19 protein-coding genes are annotated in these 21,622 nt (G+C 69.4%); 17 read left to right on the forward strand and 2 right to left on the reverse strand.

What is annotated here, in order from left to right; all coding sequences use genetic code 11:
• The first annotated feature begins 58 nt into the window (after window positions 1-58).
• The 13 genes from cpaB (at window position 59) to ACF8ML_RS12565 (ending at window position 15,210) form a co-directional block, all read left to right on the forward strand.
• Complete coding sequence (cpaB, locus tag ACF8ML_RS12505; protein WP_016450677.1) at window positions 59-1,105, forward strand: Flp pilus assembly protein CpaB; 1,047 nt, start codon at window positions 59-61, stop codon at window positions 1,103-1,105.
• A gap of 25 nt (window positions 1,106-1,130) precedes the next feature.
• Complete coding sequence (locus ACF8ML_RS12510) at window positions 1,131-2,648, forward strand: type II and III secretion system protein family protein (protein WP_392405762.1); 1,518 nt, start codon at window positions 1,131-1,133, stop codon at window positions 2,646-2,648.
• A gap of 4 nt (window positions 2,649-2,652) precedes the next feature.
• Window positions 2,653-4,179, forward strand: a complete 1,527-nt coding sequence (locus ACF8ML_RS12515) for a pilus assembly protein CpaE (protein WP_126313053.1) — start codon at window positions 2,653-2,655, stop codon at window positions 4,177-4,179.
• Between the two features lie 7 nt (window positions 4,180-4,186).
• Window positions 4,187-5,509, forward strand: coding sequence for a CpaF family protein (locus tag ACF8ML_RS12520; RefSeq protein ID WP_016450674.1), 1,323 nt, complete (start codon window positions 4,187-4,189; stop codon window positions 5,507-5,509).
• Window positions 5,506-6,468 carry a type II secretion system F family protein gene (locus ACF8ML_RS12525; protein ID WP_016450673.1) on the forward strand — a complete coding sequence of 321 codons (963 nt, stop codon included), beginning with the start codon at window positions 5,506-5,508 and terminating at the stop codon, window positions 6,466-6,468. Before ACF8ML_RS12520 ends, ACF8ML_RS12525 begins: the two co-directional genes overlap by 4 nt.
• A gap of 60 nt (window positions 6,469-6,528) precedes the next feature.
• Window positions 6,529-7,533, forward strand: coding sequence for a type II secretion system F family protein (locus ACF8ML_RS12530; protein WP_034368021.1), 1,005 nt, complete (start codon window positions 6,529-6,531; stop codon window positions 7,531-7,533).
• Window positions 7,534-7,535: 2 nt separating this feature from the next.
• A complete protein-coding gene (locus tag ACF8ML_RS12535) occupies window positions 7,536-8,510 on the forward strand; it encodes a hypothetical protein (protein WP_392405765.1) in 975 nt (324 codons plus the stop codon).
• A gap of 10 nt (window positions 8,511-8,520) precedes the next feature.
• Window positions 8,521-8,970 carry a DUF3613 domain-containing protein gene (locus ACF8ML_RS12540; RefSeq protein WP_392405766.1) on the forward strand — a complete coding sequence of 150 codons (450 nt, stop codon included), beginning with the start codon at window positions 8,521-8,523 and terminating at the stop codon, window positions 8,968-8,970.
• 32 nt (window positions 8,971-9,002) lie between these two features.
• Window positions 9,003-9,518, forward strand: a complete 516-nt coding sequence (locus ACF8ML_RS12545) for a TadE/TadG family type IV pilus assembly protein (RefSeq protein WP_026062699.1) — start codon at window positions 9,003-9,005, stop codon at window positions 9,516-9,518.
• Window positions 9,519-9,658: 140 nt separating this feature from the next.
• A complete protein-coding gene (locus ACF8ML_RS12550; RefSeq protein ID WP_236884689.1) occupies window positions 9,659-10,177 on the forward strand; it encodes a TadE/TadG family type IV pilus assembly protein in 519 nt (172 codons plus the stop codon).
• Between the two features lie 17 nt (window positions 10,178-10,194).
• Window positions 10,195-12,459, forward strand: a complete 2,265-nt coding sequence (locus tag ACF8ML_RS12555) for a TadG family pilus assembly protein (RefSeq protein WP_133073948.1) — start codon at window positions 10,195-10,197, stop codon at window positions 12,457-12,459.
• A 47-nt stretch (window positions 12,460-12,506) separates the two neighbouring features.
• A complete protein-coding gene (locus ACF8ML_RS12560) occupies window positions 12,507-13,901 on the forward strand; it encodes a sigma 54-interacting transcriptional regulator (protein WP_016450343.1) in 1,395 nt (464 codons plus the stop codon).
• 34 nt (window positions 13,902-13,935) lie between these two features.
• A complete protein-coding gene (locus ACF8ML_RS12565) occupies window positions 13,936-15,210 on the forward strand; it encodes a glycosyltransferase (protein WP_016450342.1) in 1,275 nt (424 codons plus the stop codon).
• Window positions 15,211-15,262: 52 nt separating this feature from the next.
• Here ACF8ML_RS12565 and ACF8ML_RS12570 read toward each other — a convergent pair whose 3' ends face one another.
• The gene (locus tag ACF8ML_RS12570) at window positions 15,263-16,705 is read right to left on the reverse strand and encodes an EAL domain-containing protein (protein ID WP_392405770.1); all 1,443 of its coding nucleotides are present in this window, start codon (window positions 16,703-16,705) and stop codon (window positions 15,263-15,265) included.
• 15 nt (window positions 16,706-16,720) lie between these two features.
• A complete protein-coding gene (locus ACF8ML_RS12575) occupies window positions 16,721-17,275 on the reverse strand; it encodes a hypothetical protein (RefSeq protein WP_392405772.1) in 555 nt (184 codons plus the stop codon).
• 367 nt (window positions 17,276-17,642) lie between these two features.
• Here ACF8ML_RS12575 and ACF8ML_RS12580 point away from each other — a divergent pair, with 367 nt between their 5' ends.
• The 4 genes from ACF8ML_RS12580 to ACF8ML_RS12595 all read left to right on the forward strand — a co-directional run bounded on the left by ACF8ML_RS12580 (window position 17,643) and on the right by ACF8ML_RS12595 (window position 21,612).
• Window positions 17,643-18,995 carry an ATP-binding protein gene (locus ACF8ML_RS12580; protein ID WP_209672535.1) on the forward strand — a complete coding sequence of 451 codons (1,353 nt, stop codon included), beginning with the start codon at window positions 17,643-17,645 and terminating at the stop codon, window positions 18,993-18,995.
• Window positions 18,980-20,326 carry a sigma-54-dependent transcriptional regulator gene (locus ACF8ML_RS12585; RefSeq protein ID WP_392405774.1) on the forward strand — a complete coding sequence of 449 codons (1,347 nt, stop codon included), beginning with the start codon at window positions 18,980-18,982 and terminating at the stop codon, window positions 20,324-20,326. Before ACF8ML_RS12580 ends, ACF8ML_RS12585 begins: the two co-directional genes overlap by 16 nt.
• Before the next feature lie 173 nt (window positions 20,327-20,499).
• Window positions 20,500-21,168, forward strand: a complete 669-nt coding sequence (locus ACF8ML_RS12590; protein WP_047218997.1) for a hypothetical protein — start codon at window positions 20,500-20,502, stop codon at window positions 21,166-21,168.
• A gap of 96 nt (window positions 21,169-21,264) precedes the next feature.
• Window positions 21,265-21,612, forward strand: a complete 348-nt coding sequence (locus tag ACF8ML_RS12595) for a DMT family protein (RefSeq protein ID WP_012203978.1) — start codon at window positions 21,265-21,267, stop codon at window positions 21,610-21,612.
• The last annotated feature ends 10 nt before the right edge of the window (window positions 21,613-21,622 follow it).

Raw genomic sequence — 21,622 nt, forward strand, 5'->3', positions numbered from 1 at the left:
CAGGGCAGCCCCCGGCCCTGAACACCGTCGCAACGCACTTGCACCAGGAGTCCCAGCCATGAACCTCACCAAGATTCTTGCCGGACTGCTGGTGGGGCTTGCCATCGTGCTTGCGGGCCTTGCCTGGATGCTGGGCAGCCAGCCCGCACGCCCCGTGGCTGCCCCCTCCCCCGCGGCCTCGTCGCAGCCGGCCCCCGAACCGGCCCAGCTGCACGCCGTCGTGGTCGTGGCCCAGGCCATTGCCGCAGGCCAGCGCATCGGCAGCGACGATGTGAAGCTGGCCCAGCTGCCTGCCCCCGTGCCGGGCAGCTTTGCCGCAACCGACGACGTGCTGGGCCGCACCACGCTGATGCCGCTCACACCGGGCACCCCGCTGTTCGAGCAGCAACTGCTCAGCGGCCTGGCGCTGCAGCTGGAGCCGGGCCAGCGGGCCGTTGCGATTGCCATCCGGGAGCAGATGGCCGCAGGCCACCATGTGCGCCCCGGTGATTTTGTGGATGTCTACTTCACGCTGGACGGCAAGTCCGACCAGGCGCCCGTGGACGCGCAGACCCGGCTGCTGCTGGCGCGCAGCCGCGTGCTGGCCTATGGCGCCGGAAGCGTCGAGCGCCCGCCTCTGTCGGCGGCCCAGCGCCAGGCACAGCAGGACAAGGAGTCGTCAGGCTCGCCGCTGCGCCGCGCCAGCGCCGGCGATCAGGCAGGCCAGCGCCCGGAGAACGTGCAATCGGCCGTGCTGGCCGTGCCGCTGGACGATGTGGAGCGCCTCACGCTGGCCGAGAAATTCGGCCAGCTCACCCTGGCCCTGCGCAACCCCGACGACCTGTCCGTGCCCGATCCCAAGCTCTTCGCCGCCCTGCCCGGCGCGCTGCAGCCGGTGGCCGGCCGCCTCAGGAAGGACCAGACGCTGGAGGGTGCAGACCGCGCCTTCGCCGGCCTGCGCATGCAGGACCTGGCCACCGGCGCCGACGCCAGGAACATCCGCAAGCCGGCCGCGCAGCCCATGACGGCCCTCGCGCCCGCCGTGCGGCCGCAGCCGCAGCGGGCCCCGCGCGAACGCACGGTGGAGCTGCACAACGGAGCGGCCGTGCAGATGGTGAACTACTGACAACACACAACAAGAGGGAGATGCCATGAAGTGCAAGAACATCTCGACGGCCGGGGCCACGCCGCTGCAGAGGGCGGTCTGGACGCTGTGCGGCAGCATGGCCTTGCTGGCCTTGACGCCGGCGGTGTCTGCCCCAGCGGACACCGCTGCCGGCCAGGGCATGGCCAACCCTGGTGCCGGCGACATGCTTCCTGGCGAATCCCTGCAGCTGGTGGCCGGGCGCCAGCACCTGATGGCGCTGGCCGACGCCCCGGTCCGCATCGCCGTGGGCGACCCCAATGTGCTGGATGTGAAACTGCTGCGCGCCACGCCGGGCTCCGGCGCCAGTGCCGGCTCCGGCTCCGGCTCCGGCTCCGGCTCCGGCGGAACCGAGCTGCTGCTCACGCCCAAGGCCCAGGGCAGCACCAGCTTGGTGGTGTGGCCCCGCAAGGGCGGCGTTCCCCAGCGCTGGGAGGTTCAGGTCAGAGGCCAGCACCTGCTGCTGGAAAAGCGGCTGGCCTCGGTCCCCGAGCATGCCCAGGCCGTGGCCGAACTGCGCCTGGGCGCGCCCGCCCAGACGCCGCTGGTGGACAACGCGCAGATCGATGTCAGGAGCAACACCGTGCAGGTGGACGTGCAGGTGGTGGAGTTCAAGAAATCCGCCATGAAGCGCGTAGGCGTCAATATCTACAGCGGCGGGCGCAACAACCAGGGCTTCAGCTTCGGCAGCTTCAGCCCCGGCGTGGTCGGCAGCATCAGCACCAATACCAACGGCACGGGCACGGGAACGGGCAATACCGGGTCGGGCGGCACGGGCTCGGGCAACACGGGATCGGGCAGCGTGTCCAACAACACCTCCTCGGCCATTGCCAGCGCCATGAGCCTGGTGATGACCTTCGGCAAGGCCTTCAGCGGCGCCGGCATCGTCACGCAGCTGAGCATCCTCGAGGGCAACGGCATGGCCCGCGTGCTGGCCCGGCCGACCCTGCTGGCACAGACCGGCCAGAACGCCAGCTTCCTGGCCGGCGGCGAGCTGCCGATTCCCGTGCCTGCGCGCGACGGCAACATTGCCATCCAGTACAAGGAGTTCGGCATCAAGCTGCAGCTGACGCCCACCATCCTGTCGGACGAGCGCATCGCCCTGAAGGTCTCGCCCGAGGCCAGCGACCTGGACTTCAACAGCGGCGTGACCATCAGCGGCGTCACCGTGCCCGCCATCCGCACGCGCCGCGCCGACACCTCGGTGGAGCTGGCCGATGGCGAGAGCTTCGTCATCGGCGGGCTGGTCAGCCGCGCCACCACCTCCAACGTCAGCAAGGTGCCCGTGCTGGGCGACCTGCCCATCCTGGGCACCTTCTTCAAGAACCTCAACTACACGCAGGAAGAGACCGAGCTGGTGATCATCGTCACCCCGCGCCTGGTCCACCCGCTGCCCGCCAGCACCAACCTCGAAGCCCTGCTGCCGGGCGCGCGCTCCGAGCAGCGCAACGCCGGCAAGGTCTGGCTGCCCTACCTCGCCGGCGGAATGAACCAAGACACCGCCGTACCCGGTTTCTCGTACTGACGACATGACAAGCAAGCCCACCGCAACCGATTCGCCTGTGGACGCCACAGGCTCGCCGGCCATCGGCTCACCCACCTCGCTGGAGACATTGCTGGGTCTGCGTTCCTCGACCTCGCTGGCCGGCAAGCTGCAGCCCGCCACCGACGCGATGGCCCAGGAAAAAGCGCTGCTGGACAAGGCGCCACCGGACAGGATGGCGCCGCCCCATGCCGCAGCGGCGTCCGCCGCTGCATCGACCGCCGCGCTGCGCCAGCCGCCACAGCCGCTCGACGATGTGCTGGAGATGGAGCTGCTGTTCATCCATGCCGGCACGCCCGAAAGCGCGCTGGCCCAGTCCTGGATGCAGCGCATGCTGGACGGCACACGGCTGCACGTGGCGCGCTTCCAGGACAACATCACGGAGCAGGTACAGCGCTTCATGCCGCATGCCATCTTTGTGCATTTCGACCCGCTGTCCACCGACGAGGCCGCCCATCTGGCCTCCCAGCTGCACATCTCCCACCCCCACCTGCCCTGCGTGGCCGTGGGCCGCACCAAGTACCCGCAGTGCATGCTGGCCGCCCTGCGTGCCGGCGTGCAGGATTTCCTGGACGTGGACGCGCCCGTGCAGACCGCGCTGCAGACCGTGCGCGAGTTGATCAAGCGCATGCCGGCACCGCAGTCCAGCGCGCCCAGCGCGCCGCTGACGGCCATCCTGTCCGCACGCGCGGGCCTGGGCAGCAGCCTGCTGGTCTCGCACCTGGCCTGGTATCTGCAAAAGCGCCTGCACGGCCGGATCGAGGGCAAGGAAATCAGCGCCAGCGAAATCAGCAACGAAACGCTGGACGGCCTGCTCATCGACCTGGGCAATCCCAGCGGCGACTGCTCCCTGTACATGGGAACGCAAAGCGACTTCGACTTCATCGAGGCCGTCAACAACCTGCGCCGCTTCGACCGACGCCTGGCCTCCACCGGCCTGTCACGCCACGAAAGCGGCCTGCGCATGCTCACGCTGCCGCGCCAGTCCAGCCGCCTGCGAGATGTCTCGTATGCCGACGTCGATGCCCTGCTGCTGCGCCTGCGCCAGTACTTCCGCCACGTGATTGCCGACCTGGGCGCCGTCGTCCCCACCCACCTGGCCATGCGCGTGGCGCTGCGCGCCAGCCAGGTCTGGGTGGTCTGCGACCAGAGCGTGGCCAGCGTGGTCTCCACCACCGAACTGCTGCGGCAGCTGGACGAGCAAAAGATCGAGCGCGATCGCATGCACCTCATCGTCAGCCGGCACGACAGCCAGCTCGAACTGGAGGCCCAGCAGATCGCCAGGCAGCTGCAGCTGCCGCTGCTGGCCACCATCCCCGAGCGCCGCCGGGAGCTGGCCCAGGCCGTCAACCAGGGCCAGCTGCTGCCCAGCCGCCTGCAGCGGGAGCCCTATGTGCAGGCCGTGGACAAGCTCGCCACCTTGCTGATCACCACCCACCACCAGGCCCATGCGGGCGATCAGGCCGCGCCCGCCCGCGGACTGAACCGTTTCTTCCACCGAACAAGAAGCTGAACGCACCATGACGACCACGGCTTATTCCCATCTGGCGGACGCACAGGCCAGCGAGTTCGAGCAAAGCGCGCTGTTCCTCGACCTGAAGAACCGCACGCACGAGCATTTGCTCAGCCGCATCGAGGAGCTGGGCGCCGAGTTCGGCCGCTGGTCGCAGGCTGCCATCGCGCAGTTCGTGCTGATGGAGCTGGACAGCTTCATCCGCCTGCACTCCGTGCCCGTCAACGAGCAGGAGGCGCTGCAGGTGGCGCGCGCCCTCACGCGCGAACTCACGGGTCTGGGACCGCTGCAGCCGCTGCTGGAGGACCCCCGGGTCGAGGACATCCTCATCAACGGCCATGGCAACATCTACGTCTCGCGCGGCGGCGTGCTGCAGCGCGAGACCCTGCACTTCAAGGACGACGAGCATGTGCTGCGCATCGTGCGCCGCATCCTGGCGCCGCTGGGCCGGCGTCTCGATGAATCCAGCCCCATGGTCGATGCCCGCCTGCCCGATGGAGGGCGCATCAACGTCATCATCGAGCCGCTGTCCATCGACGGCCCCTCGGTCTCCATCCGCAAGTTCCGCAAGGACCCGCTGACGCCTTCCGAGCTGGTGCAGCTGGGCACCTTCAACCACGACATCTGCCGCATCCTGGAGATGGCCGTGCAGGCGCGCTGCAACATCCTGGTCAGCGGCGGCACCAGCTCGGGCAAGACCTCGCTGCTCAACGCGCTGGCCAGCTTCATCCCCTCCAGCGAGCGCATCGTCTCCATCGAGGACACGGCCGAGCTGGCCCTCAACCACAACCATGTGGTGCGGCTGGAAAGCCGCCCCGGCGGCTTCGACGGCTCGGGCCACGTCAGCATCCGCGACCTGCTGCGCAACAGCCTGCGCATGCGGCCCGACCGCATCATCGTCGGCGAAGTGCGCGGCGGCGAAGTGCTGGAGCTGCTGCAGGCCATGAACACCGGCCATGACGGCTCCATGGGCACCATCCACGCCAGCTCGCCGCGCGAGTGCCTGTACCGGGCCGAGATGCTGGCAGGCTTTGCGGGCTTCCAGGGCAGCGAGGTCAGCCTGCGCCGCCAGATCGCCAATGCCGTGGACTTCATCGTGCAGATCGGACGCCTGTCCAACGGCCGCCGGCGCCTGCTGTCGCTGACCGAGGTCACGGGCATGACCGACAACATGATCTCCATGCAGGAGCTGTACCGCTACGAGCCCCAGGTGGGCGGCGACGGGCAGGAAATCGACCACTGGGTCTCGCTGGGCATCTCGCCCCACTCGCCCAAGCTGCTGAGCTGGTGGCGCTCGCAGCAGCAGGCCGGCAGCGGAGGCGTGCGATGACAGGCCTGGCACCCGTCATCCTCATCCTCGGCGCGCTGGCCTGCCTGCTGCTGGCACTGGCGCTGTGGGTGATCATGCGCGGGCGCCGCAAGGAGCATGAGCAGTCGATCAAGCTGCACCTGCAGCGCAGCGTCGAAGGCCACAGGGAGGCGATTGCGCCCGCGCTTGCCATGGCCGAGCCTGTCTACAAGCCCGCCGCGCCGCAGCCTGCGCCGGCGCCTGCCGCGGTGCAATGGCTGAACCAGCGCCTGGGCATCCAGTCCTGGGGCATCTCATCCAACACCCTGGCCCTGTTCGCCATCACCGGCCTGGTCCTGGCCCTGCTGGCTGCCAGCCAGGCAGGAGCGGCGGCAGGGCTGGTGGTGGCCGTGCTCTATGCCGTGCTTCTGGGCCTGGGCATCTGGCGGCGGCAGGCCAAGCGCCGCGAAAGGCTGCTGCAGCAGCTGCCCGGCTTCCTGGACAACATGGTCCGCCTGATCTCCATCGGCAACTCGCCCCATGCAGCCTTCCAGATGGCGCTGAACAACGTCCCCGATCCGCTGGGCGATGCCCTGCAGCAGGCGGCGGCCATGCTCAGTGCCTCGCCCGATCTGGGGCAGGCCATGGGCCAGCTCGAGCGCAACTGGCGCCTGCCCGAATTCGGCCTGCTGGCCGCCGTGTTCCGCATGAGCGTGCGCTATGGCGGCCGCGCCGACCTGGTGCTCGAGCGCGTGTCGGCCTACATCCGCGACCGCCAGTCCGCCGAGCGCGAACTGCATGCGCTGTCCTCCGAGATCCGCATGTCGGCCTGGGTGCTGGCCCTGCTGCCCCTGGTGGTGGGGACGCTGATCATGGTGATCAACCGGGGCTATTTCATGCGCATGTGGAACGACGACAGCGGCCAGACCATGGTCCTGGTCGCCGCCGCCCTGGAAGCCCTGGGCGCCTTTCTCCTGTACCGGCTGGCCAAGCTGAGGTGAACCCATGACAGCACAGGCACAAGCACACGCCCGCCCACCCGTCTGCGCAAGGAGCCACGCATGAACACGCAGCAACTGTGGATCGCCAGCATCGGCCTGGGCGCTCTGGGATTGGTGCTGTGGGCGTCCACCCTGGTGTGGAGGCTGTGGCGCTCGGCACGCGCCTCCAGCCAGGTCGCCAGGATCCTGCAGGCGCGCGACTCGGCATCGACCACGAAGGCGGCCACGAAGAGCGCCATGCAGGCCAACGACGCGCAACTGCTCAACCCGCTGTCCATCAACGTGCGTTCGTCCGATTCCCCGCAGGCGGTGGCGGCCAACCTGCCGCCACCGGCCTGGCTGCAATGGGGCGTGGCCAAGGCCCTGCTGGCCGATGAGGACCGCAAGCTGCTGGACCAGGCCGGCGTGGGCACGCGCAACGGCAGCATGGCCTATGTGGCCAGCCGCATGGTGCTGTGCGTGGTCCTGCCCCTGCTGGCGCTGGGTGTGCTGCGCCCCGGCGAGAACGCTGCGCTGGTCTACGGCTTTGTGGCAGTGAGCCTGGGGCTCATGCTTCCCAAGTGGTTTCTGCGCTCGCGGGCCAAGGGCCGGCGCGAGCAGGTGGTCGAGGAACTGCCGCTGTTCGTGGACCTGCTGAGACTGCTGCAGGGCGTGGGCCTGAGCGTGGACCAGAGCCTGCAGATCCTGGCCTCGGAGTTCAAGGGCGTGCTGCGCGTCATCAGCGGCGAGCTGGCCCTGGCCAACCAGCTCTACAACACCGGCCGCACGCGCGAGCAGTCCTTCCAGCGCATGGTCAACATGAGCGCGGACGACGACATGAGCGCCATCGTCAACCTGCTGGTGCAGGTGGACAAGCATGGCGGCGCAGTGCAGGAGCCGCTCAAGGAATTCAGCATCCGGCTGCGCGAAAAGCGCCAGGCCAGCTTCAAGGAAAAGATAGGTTCCATCACCGTCAAGATGACGGGCGTCATGGTCCTCACGCTTTTGCCCGCCCTGCTGGTCATCACGGCGGGCCCCGGTTTCCTGGCCGTGATCAGGGCATTGACCACCATGGGAGGACGCTAGGCATGAAACACCACAAAGGCCCCCCCGCCGGGCGGACGCCAGCGCTGACAGCACTGACAGCGCGGACAGCCCTGGCCCCCCTGGCCATGGCCCTGGCCCTGGCCGGCTGCGCCGGCAAAGGGCCGCAAGGCTACGGCGCCACCTCTTCGCAGCAGGAGACCGCAGCCCAGGCACAGCAGCAGCTGCAAAACGCCCAGCAGGCCACCCAGGTCGACAACGCCCAGACCTATCTGGACCTGATCACGCAGATGCAGCAGGCCGGCCAGTGGTATGCATCGCTGGCGCATACCGAGGCCTTCGAGCAGCAATACGGCACGCAACCGGAATCGCGCCTGATGCGGGCCGACGCGCTGCGCAACACCGGCCAGGCCGAGCAGGCCCGGCAGGCCTACCAGGCGCTGCTGCAGGGCGCCACCACGGCACGCGCGCGGCGCGGCCTGGGCCTGCTGCACGCAAGCCAGGGCGAGTATGGCCAGGCCGTGGAACAGCTGGAGAAGGCGCGCCAGCTCAATCCCATAGACGCCAACGTCCTCAGCGACCTGGCCTACGCCCACATGCTCGACGGCCAGCTGGCCGCCGCGCAGATGCCCATCATGCAGGCCTCGCAGCTGGCCCCGGCCAACGCGCGGGTGCAGCTGAACATGGCGCTGTTCTGGCTGGCCAGCGGCAACGAGACCCAGGCCTCCCAGCTGCTGCGCCAGCTGGCGCAGCCCCAGGCCAAGGGCGCCCTGCCCATGATCGACCAGACCTCGCTGCAGACCCTGCAGTCCCAGCTGGCCAGCGTGAACGAGGCGGTGCGCCTGCGCGGCGGCCAACTGTCCGCAGCGCCCGCGCCCGGGACCCGGCAGGCGCGGGGCGTGGAGCCCGTGCCCAGGCCCGCCACCGACGCGAGCGCCCTGCCGGCCGGCATCACCCGGCGCATTCTTCTGTCCGAGCCGTCCGGCGCCGCTGGCGCAGCACCGGCCTCGCCACTTTGAGGACCACGACATGCCAGACACACACCGCATGCATTTGCCCCGCCGCGCAGCCGCCGCAGCGCTGGCGCCCTGGCTGCCGTCTGCCGGCCTGGCCCTGACACTGGCCCTGACCCATACGACCCCGGCACACGCCCAGGCCTTTGGCGAAGTGCAGAGCCCGCCCGAGCAGGTGGATGCACGGCCCCATGTGTCCGCCGAGCCCTCCACCGACTCCATCCTGGCCGGCTACACGCTCTACACCAACCCCGATGGAACCGTGATGTACGTGCCCCGGCGCGAGATCGACATCGGCGGCGGCACCCTGCGGCTGTTGGGAATGCAGCACAGCCAGCCGGGCCAGCGTGCCCGCCCCATCGACGGCGAGCAGGCGCGGCGCAGCTATGCGCGCTACCTCAAGAGCTTCGAGACGGAAATCCCCGCCTTGTACAAGACCGGCGTCGAAGCCGGCGGCAAGAACTGAGCCCGCCCCGGCCAGCAGCTTGAGGAACGACCATGATCCGGCGCCCACTCCGCGCTCACCACCCCCACCGGCCTGCCAGCCTGCGGCAGCGGGGGGTGTACGCGCTGGAGTGGGCCATCATCTTCCCGGTGTTCTTCGCCCTGCTGTACGCCTGCATCAGCTATGGGCTGGCGTTCCTGGTGCGCGAATCCATGCAGGCCGCCGCCGAGGACGCCGCGCGGGCCACGCTGCGCTACCAGACCAGCCGCAGCGCCCGCCTGGACGCAGCCCGCAGCCTGGTGCAGCAGCGGCTGGACTGGCTGCCGGCCGACCTGAGGCCCACGGCAGGCAGCATCGACGTGCGCATCTGCAGGCTGCAAAACAGCGAGCTGTGCTCGGCCACGCTGACCTGCGGCGTGCTGGTGGCCGAACGCTGCATGGTGCGCGTGGGCTTCACCATCCCTTATGGAACCAGCCCGATAGCACCCGCCCTGCCGGGCTTCGGCCTGGTCATGCCGACGACGCTGACCGCCAGCGCCAGCATCATGGTGGACAGGGGGGGGCTATGAAGCTCCCCCTGAGTCGCTTCGCGCCTTCCCCCTCTCTCGCTTCGCGGGAGGGGGGCATCCGGGCAACCGGCGACACCCTCGGGGCGGGGCGGCGCGGCCGGCTTAGGCCCTTCCTCGGTGTCCCTGGGTTGGGGCATGCCGTGCGTGGGGCACGCCCTGCTGCATCGGCCGAGTTCATGCAGGACACCGGCGATACCTTCGCGGCAGGGCTGCGCAGGCGGCAGCGCGGCGTGGCGGCGGTGGAGTTCGCGTTGATCGCCGGGGTGATGGTGATGCTGCTGATGGGCATGTTCGTGTACTGGCGCGTGCTGCAGGCCCAGCAGTCGGTGGCGCGCGCCACGGGCGACGGCGCGCGCATGGTCCAGCATCTGGCCTTCGGCGGGATGGCTGGCTTCAATCCGGCCAAGCCGGCCGAGCGCGCCAACATCCTGCAGGCCACCACCGACGTGGTGAACCAGAGCCTGACGGCCAGCGGCATTCCGCCCGGCACGGCGCCCACCCAGGTGCAGATCGACTGGACCAGTTCCCAGGCCACGCTGAGCGTGGTGTACATGCTTCCCCCCGTGCTGGGCCAGGGCCTGCAGGTGGGCAGCCAGACCCTGGGCGAACCCACGCGCCTGGAGGCCCGCAGCCTGATCAGGCTCGCCCCCGGCAGCTAAGACAGGAGGACCAGAGCATGCTCACCCACCTCCCCGCATCCGTACGACGCCCCAGAACGCGCCGGCAAGGGCGCCGGCAAGGCGGCAGCCTGCTTGTGCAGTTCGCCCTGCTGGGCTCGGTGCTGTTCCTGCTGCTCGGCATCGTGGACCTGGGCTATATGTACTACGCCAAGCGCGACCTGCAGCGCATTGCCGATCTGGCAGCCACCCAGGCCGCCCAGACCATCAATGCCGAGCGCAGCAACCGCGCCGCCTGCGTGACGGCGGGCGAGGACAGCATCACGGCCAACTGGCCGGTTCCCCTGACCCGCAGCAGCGCCCAGACCCTGGTCAGCTGCGGCAACTGGAACCCGGCGGACCCGGCCAGGCAGTCCAGCGGCGGCCGCTTCTTCGACGCCGCCTCCGGCCCGCTCAACGCGGCGCGCGTCACGGTGGGCGGCACCTCGCCCACCATCTTTCCCGGCACCTGGAGCCGCCTGGTGGTGGCCGAGGCCATTGCCATGCGCAACGACTCGGTGGCGTCCTTCCAGGTGGGCTCGCAGCTGCTGCGCTTCAACAAGGACACGCCGCTGGGCGGGCTGCTGGGCCTGGTGGGGCTGGACGTGGGCATGCTGACCCTGCTGGACTCCAAGGGCCTGGCCGACGCCAAGATCAGCCCGGCCGGCCTGCTCAAGGCCCTGGGCGTGAACCTGGGCATAGAGCAGCTGCGCGCGCTGTCGCCCGAGGGCCTGGCCAACATCGCCAGCGTCACCCTGCTGAACGTGATCGATGCCTCCATCAGCGCCATCACCGACAACGCGCTGGCCGTGCAGCTCAACGCGCTCAAGACCCAGATCATCAACGCGGGCCTGAGCACCATCAAGATCCCGCTGGGCAGCCTGGATGACCAGAAGGGCCTGTTCGCCTTCCTGGGCGCCGGCCGCACCGATCCGCTGAACGCGGCCATGGACGTGCAGCTGGGCATCGGCGACGTGCTCAAGACCGCCATCGCCATCGGCGCCAACGGCCATGCGCTGCAGGCCAACCAGCTCGATGTGGCCGGCCTCATCAAGGCCCAGCTGACCATCGTGCAGCCGCCCACCATTGCCGTGGGCCCCGTCGGCACGCAGGGCTACAGCGCGCAGATCCGGCTGAACCTGAACGTGGACACGGACCAGTTGCTGGGCGGCGCGCTCAAATGGCTGGTCAAGGACATCCTGGGCACCCAGGTCAAGCTGCCCATTGCCGTGGACATCACCAACGCCACGGGCACGCTGACGGCGCTGCAGTGCAGCGCCAGCCCGCAGACCATGGACCTGTCGGTCAAGTCCTCCATCCTCAATGCCTGCGTGGGCAAGATGGACCCGGCCAACAAGCAAAGCTGCGAGAAGGGCCTGCAGGACGAGCAGCTCATCACCCTGCTGCACCTGCCCGTGCTGACCGGCAAGCTGTGGGTGCCGGCCCTGGAGTACACCGACTCCACCACGGGCCTGGGCATGGAGCCGGGCTACGAAGATCCGGCCGACCCCAACTGGTCCAAGACCAACCGCTCCACGCAGGTGAACCAGCTGGCGCTGGGCGACACGGTCGACAACATCGTCACGGGCCTGCTCAACCTGCTCAGCGGACTGCTGCAGCCGCCGGGCACCACGCCCACCGACATCACCACGCGGCTGCTGGGCTCCTATCTGGACGCCTCCATGGTGAACGGGCTCTACAACGTGACCAGCCTCACCAACCTGCTGCTCAACGGGCGCGGCGTGGCCAGCGACAAGGACTACATGCCGCCGCTGCTCACCTCCAACTTCACGTTCAACAACGCCATCGCCAAGTCCTGCCTGCTGGTGGCCTGCCCGTCCTCCACCTGGAACAGCGGCACGTTCTCGGCAGCCCTCAACTCCTACACCAGCGTGCCCGGCGGCCTGCTGGATGTGCTGGGCATCTCCACCTACGACAACGGCTACCAGAGCTGCGCGGGCCTGCTCAGCTCGCTGCTCAACTGGAATGGCTGCGTCAAGCACAACGTGACCAAGCTGCTGACCTCGCACCCGCAGTACCTGTACGCGATCAACGCCAACAGCCCCGAGATCCAGTCCCTGCTCAACCGCGACAACAACCTCACCTGCACCGGCGCCCTGTGCACCCTGCTCAAGCCGGTGATCACCGGCGTGCTCAAGCCCATCCTCAACGGCGTGGGCACGCTGCTGACCACGGTGCTCAAGGACACGCTGGGCCTGGAGGTGGGCCGCACCGACATCAAGGCCCTGTCCATCGGCTGCGACACGGCGCAACTGGTTTTTTGAACGGCACAGGCCATCCAATCCATGAATCGACAACGAGGGAATGCAACGTGAATCTGGACGAGCTCGTCATCTATGTCTGGGAAGGCCAGGCCGACATCGCCGAGCGGGTGGAGCGCTGCGTGCTCAACCTGGGCGTGGACGTGGTGCGCGCCGACGGGCTGACCCTGCCCGCCGACACCAGCGAGCTGGGCAATGCGATCGCCGTGGTCAGCGTCTCGGTGCTGGAGGGCGCGCGCTTCACGCGCCAGGGCGTGGAGGGCACCTTCGGCATGCCCGTGCTGTGGGTCAGCGCCAAGCAGCGCGACGCCAACGCCGGCACCTATGCCATGGAGTACTCGCATGTGCTGCCCTTCGACTTCACGGGGGCCGAGCTGCGGGCCATGCTGGTGCGCATACTGCGGCGCATGCAGAGCAACCAGCGCCAGGTGCAGCGCTCGGAGGACATCATCGCCGTGGCCGACTGCATGCAGCGCCTGCTGCGCGACGTGGACACCTTTGCCGACTGCGAGCACAGCGTGCTCATCATCGGCGAGACCGGCGTGGGCAAGGAGCGCATTGCCGAGCGGCTGCACGAGCGCAACAACCGCTACGGCCAGGGCCCCTTCGTGGTGGTCAACTGCGGCGCCATCCCGGACGGGCTGTTCGAGTCCCTGTTCTTCGGCCACGCCAAGGGCTCGTTCACGGGCGCGGTCAATGCCCACAAGGGCTATCTGGAGCAGGCCAACGGCGGCACGCTGTTCCTGGACGAGATCGCGGACCTGCCGCTGTACCAGCAGGTCAAGCTGCTGCGCGTGCTGGAAGAGCGCGCCATCACGCGGCTGGGGTCGGCCGCCGCCGTGCGGCTGGATTTCCGGCTGGTGGCGGCCACCAACAAGCCGCTGCGCGGGCTGGTGCGCGAGGGACGCTTTCGCGCCGACCTGTTCTTCCGCCTGGCCGTGATCGAGCTGCAGATCCCCAGCCTGGAGGAGCGCGGCGAGGCCGACAAGCTGGCCATCTTCCACGCCATCCTGCACAAGGTGGTGGGCGAGGCCACGATGAAGGAGCTGGGCGAGCCGCCCTTCTTCATCCTCGACGCCGTGGCCCAGATGTACTTCCCCGGCAATGTGCGCGAGCTGCGCAACCTGGCCGAGCGCATCGGCGTGGCCGCCCGCCAGACGCGCGACTGGAACGCCGACGGCGCCACGCAGCGCATCCTGCAGCACGCCCAGGCCCTGTCGGCCACCACCTTCCCGCCGGACGCCGGCGCCGCCGAGCCCCTGCTGGCCGACCGCAGCAACTGGGACATGGACGAGCGCAACCGCATCATCGCGGCGCTCAACACCAATGACTGGAAGCGCCAGAACACGGCCCAGCACCTGGGCATCAGCCGCAAGGTGCTCTGGGAAAAGATGCGCAAGTACCAGATCAGCGACGGCGAGCCCGAAGTGCCCGTGCCGGGCTGAGCACCCCCTCCGACACATCCCCATCCCCCACGCCATGGAGACTTCCACGAACATGCAGGACAAGCCGGTCATCATCTTCGTCAGCGCCGTCTACCCCAGCCAGTACAGCCTGCTGTGCAGCCACCTTCGCGCCAGCGGCGCGGCCGACAGCTGGTTCATGACCATGCCCGGCCATGCCGAGAACTACGCCAGCCAGTGCGACCACCTGCTGTCGTTCCGGCCCGATGGCGACATCGTCGGCCCGCAAAGCTACTACTACTCCAGCAAGGTGGAGCGCTCGGCGCGCATAGGCCGCGGCCTGCTGCAGGGCCTGCAGGCCTTCGAGAAGGAAAAGGGCAAGCGCATCGACGTGGTGGTCGCCCACTCGCTGTGGGCCGCGCCCAACCTGCTGTACGGCGAGATCGATGCCGCCATCGTCAGCTACATCGAATTCCCCAGCTACCGCGTGCACGGCAACGAGCCCGACTACCCGCCCGACCTGTCCCAGCGCCTGGCCGACCGCAACATGGAAATGCTGCACTACCACCAGGTGCTGTGCAGCGACCTGACCATCGCGCCCAGCGCCCATGCGCGCTCGCTGTTCCCGCCGCTGCTGCAGGAGCGCGTGGCCGTGCAGTTCGAGGGCTTCGACATCCAGGCCCCTGACGAGCAGGCCGAGCCGGTGCCGCGCCAGGACGCGCGCTTCACCGTGGCCTTCTCATCGCGCGACCTGTCCAGCTCCAAGGGCTTCGAGACCTTCATGCGCCTGGTCGACCGCCTGGTGCGCGAGGGCGATGGCCAGCAGATGCGCTTCATCGCCCTGGGCGACCCCACGGCCGTGACCTACGGTTACGAACAGCAATGGGTGGAGCGCCGCTACCAGGGCAAGGTGGCCAGTTTCCGCGACCATCTGCTGCAGATCCACCCGGCCGCACAGGTGGTGGAGTTCCCGGGCAAGCTGCCGTACGACGAGTTCGCGCGCACCCTGGCCTCGGTGGACCTGTTCCTCTACCCGCTGCGCTACGGCGTGGCCAACTGGGGATTGATGGAGATCCTGGCGCGCGGCGGCTGCGTGATCGGCTCGAACTGGGGCTTTGTGCCGGAGCTGGTGCAAAACGACGTCAACGGCCTGCTGCTGCCCGACAGCGACGACGCCTGGATCGGCGCCATCCGCCAGCTGCGCGACGACCCGGCCCGGCGCCAGCGCTACAGCCGGGCCGCGCGCGAGACGGGCAAGCGCTTTCACATCTCCAACGTGGCACCGCGCTTCATGGACCTGTTCCGCCTGGCCATGGCGCGGCGCAGGGCGAGCCCGCTGATGCTGGAGTGAGGTGCAATGCGGGCCGGGCCCGGCCTGCGTTCAGGTGCGGGCCCTTGCGCGCCTAGGCGGCGGACAGCGCCGATGCAGGGGCCCCGACAGCCCCGACAGCGCCGACGGCCCCGCCAGTCCCGCCGTCGGCAGCCGAAAGAGCCGTCACACGGTCCATGCCACTCCAGCTCAGGGCCATGCTCAGTGCCATGTCCAGCGCGTCGCCCTCCTGCGCCTCGGACGCCTGTAGCACCTCCAGCACATCGGCCACGCACACCACCTGGTCGAGCAGCCCATGCAGCGATGGCCGGGCTATGAAAAACCCCTGCACGCCATGCGCCCCCGCAAGCGCCACGGCCTCCATGCCCTGGGCGGACTCCACGCCTTCCACGATCACGCAGGCGCCGCGGTCGGCGCACAGGCTGATCAGGCCCTGCAGCATCCGGGCCGACGGCCGGGCCTGCAGGCTCTGGTCCAGCACGGACTTGTCGATCTTGACGATGTTGGCGCGCAGCTTGCCCAGGATGTCCAGGCCGCCGCGCCGGGGAACGATATCGTCCAGCGCCACGCGCACGCCCAGGATCTGCAGGTGCCGCACCAGGCCCAGCGCGGCCTTCTCGCAGGGGAAGACACCGGTCTCGGTGATCTCCAGCACCAGGCGCTGGGCGATCTCGGGCCGCTCCTCCAGATAGTCGAACACGCCTTCCCACCAGGCCTCGTCGCAGAACGAGGCGGCCGACAGATTGCAGCCCAGGCTGTGGCCGGTCTTCATCTCCAGCGCCCCTATCACCGACCACAGCACGCTGCGGTCCAGCCGCGCGGCCAGGCCCAGCCGCTCCAGCGCCTCGATGGCATGGGGCACGGCATAGTTGTCGTAGGCAGAGAACACGCTGCGGCGCAACAGGCACTCGTGGTAGAGCGTGCGGCCCGTGCCGGTCCCACTGCCTCCCCCTGCCATGCCCCCGGGCTCCAGCAGCGTCACGGGCTGGAATGCCAGCGCCAGATGGCCCAGCCGCAGATCGTCCAGCAGGCGGCCCGCCAGCTGCATGTCGGCCTGGTAGCCCTTGATGAGCCTGGCGGGCATTCTGCGCACCGCCATGTCCTGGCCGCCCGCCGTGGCGTGGGCCTTGCCGCGTATCTCGTGCAGCCCCGCGAAGGAGACGCAGCCCAGCGCCTGCACCTCGGCCCGCAGATAGGCCTGGCGCGAGCCGTGCACCACGGGCTCGCTCACCAGGGCGGACTCCAGCGCATGCATCCAGCCATGCCGGGCATGATGGCCGGGCAGCACCGTGTCGGCCAGCGTGCGGGGGTCGAACCCGCGAACCAGCAGCGTATCGCCCGCGCGCTCCAGCGATTGGGCATCAATGCCCAGGCCCTTGAGCCGGTCCATGCAGGCCTGCATGGCCTCGTCGCAGAAACCGTTGCCATAGACGCTGCGCCAGGCCTGCAGGGGCGGCAGCCAGATGGCCAGATCCAGGGGCATGTCGCTGTGCGAGGGTTCGATGATGTCGTGCATGGTGAGCGCCTTCGTTCAACGGCCTGCAATGGGTTGTGAATAGCAGTGAAATCCGATCGCCCTGCGCCCCCGGCCGGCCGGCCCGCCGCCGAGCATGCCGGCATCCACGGCCGACAGCGCCAGGTCCACATGGCCGGCCACCAGGTCAAAGACCACCGAGCAGGCATCCGCCTTGCGGCTGAAATACGCCAGCGTGGCATCCGTTCCGCCGGCAAAGCTGCCCAGCAGCGCCTGCCCGTCCTGCTCCTGGAACACCGCCTGCGCGCTGCCCTGCTGCGGCACGATGACCCGGTCGCCCTGCTGCAGCAAGGCGCCGGCCTGCGCCACGATCACATCGCTGCGCCGCACGATGCGCACGCCCTCGCTCACCCGCGTGAGCAGCGCCACCGGCGCCGCCTGCGCCATCTGCGCATGGGGGCTTCCGTCGCCCGCCTCGCGCGCAGCGGTGCGCGGCACGGCGGCAGACGCAAACGACGCGGGCACGTTCAACGGCTTGCTGCGCGCCCTTTCCGGGTAGGCGCGCAGTCGCGGCAGGGGCATGCCTGCAAACGACAACGAGACAGCGGCCATGGTTTCTCCTCCGAAAGACAGCGATCAATGGGGCGGCCGGCGCAGCACACGGTTTTCCAGACACTGCGACAAGCTTTTTGCATCCTGTTGCAACAAGCGTGCCATGGGCCTGGACGTCTTCATCCAACGCAAATCCATCTGTAACCTATTGATTTATTTGGGCACCCAAGCACAGCCACCACCGTGTCACCCTGCGGCGTTACGTGCGATGTCACGTAACGCCGGCACGCCACGGCGTTACTTTCACGGCGGCCGCGCAGGACGACGCTGCCCTGGCTGCCAGGCGCGGCCCCCTTTCGGTGTATGTTCCAGCGCATCACTTCAGGAGCCGGCCCTGTCCCCGCAAAAGTCCATCCAACGGGATCTGGTGATCCTCTGGCTCACCATCTCGGCCGTCGCCCTGGTGCTGGCGTGGCTGCTGCTGCTGCTGAGCCGGCAGGGCACCGACCAGCAGGTTGCCCGCGCCCGCGACGCCGCAGGCGTCAGCTGCAGCGCGCTGCAGGCCGGGGCCGTGCGCATGGGGCTGGCGGGGCTGACGGCAGATACGCCATCTGCCCAGGCCCGGTCCGCCGCGCAGGCCGTGCTGGACCTGGCGCTGCGCGAGCGCCCGGGCATGGAGGGCGGCTTCTGGCGCGAGGGCCCCGGCGTGGTGGCCTATGCGTTTCCCACCTATGACGGCTCGGGCATCAAGCGCGATGCGCCCAGTGCGGAGATGGAGCGCATCGCCTCCACCGCCCAGCGCGCACGGGACAGCGCCGGGCTGGTGACCGACCTGCGCCCCGGCCTGCGCGAGGCGGTGGTCTTTGCCGCCTGCCCGGCCCAGGCCGATGCGCCCGCCCTGGTGGCCTGGACGCTGATGCGCGTCCCCCTGATCAGCGCCGACGTGGTCAACCCCCTCATCCTTGCCGTCAGCCTGCTGCTGGGCATGGTCCTGGTCTCGGGCCTGTGGCTGGGCAGAATGCTGCGGCGCTGGCAGCGGCAGTCGGCACAGATGGAGCAGCAACTGCTCGGCGCCGAACGGCTGGCCACCCTGGGCCGGCTGTCGGCCGGCCTGGCGCACGAGATCCGCAACCCGCTGGGCACCATGCGCATGAAGGCCGAGAACGCCCTGGCCGCGCCCGAGCCACTGCGGCAGGCCCGCAGCCAGGGCGCCCTGGAGGCCGTGCTGGCACAGACCGCGCGCCTGGAAGACCTGGTATCGAGCCTGCTGGCCTTGACCCAGCCCTTCCGCGTGCACCCGGAGCCCGTGGACCTGCAGCAGCTGCTGGACGAAAGGCTCCAGGCCCATGCAGAAATGGCCCAGGCCAGCGGCGTGCAGCTGGCAACGGCGGTGTCCACCGGCCTTGCCCGGGACCTGCGGGAAGGGCGCCGCCCGCTGCTGGACCCCGCACAGATGGCCCGCGCGCTGGACAATCTGCTGCTCAACGCCCTGGCGCACACGGCGGACGGCGGCCGGGTGGAACTGGGCGCGGACCGGGACGCCAAAGGCTGCCTGCGGCTGTGGATTGCCGATGACGGCACCGGCATCGCGGCCGAACTGCGCGACACGCTGTTCGAGCCCTTCACCACCGCACGCCCCGGCGGCACCGGGCTGGGATTGGCGCTGGTGCGCGAAATCGTCCAGGCCCACGGCGGCCGGATCGCCCTGGCCAAGACTGCACAAGGCAAGACTGCACAAGGCACCCGCATAGAAATGGAATTTCCATGGCCCGCATCCTGATCGTGGACGACGACACGGCCTTCCGTGAAAGCCTGGCCGAGATGCTCGGCGACCTGGGCCATGGGGTCAGCCAGGCCCCGACCGTGGCGGCGGGGCTGCAGATCCTGCAGGCCGGGTCCGTGGATGCGGCCATCGTGGACCTGCGCATGCCGGGCGAGGACGGCCTGGCCTTCCTGCGCAAGGCCCGCGGCCTCTCGCGGGCGCCCTGCATCATGCTCACGGCCTACGCCAGCGGCGGCAACACCATCGAGGCCATGCGCCTGGGCGCCTTCGATCACCTGACCAAGCCCATTGCCAGAACCTCGCTGGTCGAGGTGCTGGAGCGCGCCTTGCTCAGTGCCGGCCAGGCCGGCAGCCCCGAGAACGCCGCACAGAATCCGGCGCAGAACCCGGAGCAGGATGGCGATGAAGCCGAGCTGGTCAGCGGCAGCGAGGCCATGCGGCAGGTCTTCAAGCGCATCGGCCTGGCGGCGGACAGCGACGCCACCGTGCTGGTGCTGGGCGAGACCGGCACGGGCAAGGAACTGGTGGCACGCGCCCTGCACCGCAACAGCGTCCGGGCGGAACGCCCCTTCGTGGCCGTCAACTGCGCTGCCATTCCGGCAGACCTGATGGAAAGCGAACTCTTCGGCCATGTGAAGGGCGCCTTCACGGGCGCCGTCAGCGACCGCGCCGGGCGCTTTCGCGAGGCGCAGGGCGGCACGCTGTTCCTCGATGAAGTGGGCGACATGCCGCTGCCCACGCAGGCCAAGATCCTCCGGGCGCTGCAGGAGCGCGAGATCACGCCCGTGGGCGCCAGCCGGGCGCTGCCCGTGAACGTGCGCATCATCGCGGCCACGCACCGCGACCTGCCGGACGCCGTCAGGCAGGGGCGCTTTCGCGAGGATCTCTGGTACCGGCTCCAGGTCGTGCCCGTGCACCTGCCGCCGCTGCGCGAGCGCCTGGGCGACGTGCTGCTGCTGGCCGAGCATTTCCTGCGCCAAGGCGGCGGCGCCTCGCCCAAGCGCCTGGGGTCCGACGCCGCGCGCCTGCTGCTGGCGCACGACTGGCCCGGCAACGTGCGCGAGCTGCGCAACGCCATGGAGCGCGCGGCCCTGCTGTGCCCCGGGCCGGTCATCGGGCCCGAGCACATCGGCCTGCAGCCTGCGGCGGCGAACGGCCCCGCCATCGACTGGAACGGGCCGCTGGCCCCCGCCGTCGCCCAGCTGGAACGTGAAATGGTCACGCGCGCCCTGGCCGCAACCATGGGCAACCGTGCCGAGGCCGCACGCCGCCTGGGCCTGTCGCGCCAGCAGCTGTACCGCAAGCTGGCGGAGTTCGGCCTGGGTTGAGGCAGCAGCGGGCACAGGCGCCGCCTGCGGTGTCCGAATGGGTGACACCCCCTGTCGCCATCTCGGACACATGGCCCGAACCAGCGACCGCAAGCCCTTGATTTCATGAGGTTTCCGGATGGCATGGCGCTTGCATTGGACTGTGCATGTCCATCGCCAACCCAGGAGCCATCATGACCCGTCTCACCCTTTCTTCCGCCGCCCTGTGGCTGGGTGCCAGCGCACTGAACGCGCATGCCGCCCCGCCCCTGCCTGCCCACGGCCCTGGCGCGCCCCACGCGGCCATGCCGCACGCGCAGGCCGTGCTCGAGAGCCCAGTCGCCCGGCTGCTCACCAACCCTTACGGGGAAGTGGACGGGCTGCGCCTGACCGACGGCACGGTGGTCCGGTTCCCGCCCCACATGGCCGATGCGCTGACGACCGCCGTGAAGGTGGGCGACACGGTGCGCATCATCGGCCGCAGCGAAGCCGGTGGTGCGGTCAAGGCCGACGCCATCGTGAACACCGCCACCGGCCAGACCGTGTATGACCAGCCACCGGAGCCCGGCCGCGCCCGCCCCATGCCCCCGCACCTGCGCATGGCCGGACTGCAGACGCAGCAGGCCCAGGGCCGCATCGAGGCCGTTCTCACCGGCCCGCGCGGCGATGCCAACGGCGTCATCCTGTCCGACGGCGCCATCGTGCGCTTTGCCCCCCATGCGCTGCAGCAGCCGTTGCAGCCGGGGCAGCTGTTTGCCGCCTCGGGCCTGGGCACGCGCAACGCGCACGGCACCTCGCTGGAGGCCATCAGCATGGGTGCCAGCCTGTCGGACCTGCAGCCGCTGTACGACCGCGCGCGCTGACGCCACCGCCCGGTCCCCGGGGCCGGGCGGGTTCCTGCCCCTTCCTGGTTTCCTGCTTCCCTGCTGCCCTGCTCTCCCGCTTTCACCGAGCCCGCCATGTCCCCCAAGATCGCCCCCGTCCTGCTGCTGCTGATCTCCAACGTCTTCATGACCTTCGCCTGGTACGGGCACCTGAAGTTCGAGAACCGGCCGCTGTACCTCGTCATCCTGGTGAGCTGGCTGATCGCGCTGGCCGAGTACTGCTTTGCCGTGCCCGCCAACCGGCTCGGCCATGAGGTCTACAGCGCGGCCGAGCTCAAGACCATCCAGGAGGTGATCACGCTGGTGGTCTTCGCCGTTTTCTCCGTGCTCTATCTGGGCGAGAAGCTCACCCTCAACCACCTGGTGGGCTTCGGCTTCATCTGCCTGGGCGCCTTCTTCGTGTTCAAGGGCCCCTTGCGCTGAAGGAAGCCGC

The sequence above is a fragment of the Delftia sp. WSY_10 genome (genome assembly GCF_043104705.1).
GTDB classification, from domain to species: domain Bacteria; phylum Pseudomonadota; class Gammaproteobacteria; order Burkholderiales; family Burkholderiaceae_C; genus Comamonas; species Comamonas tsuruhatensis.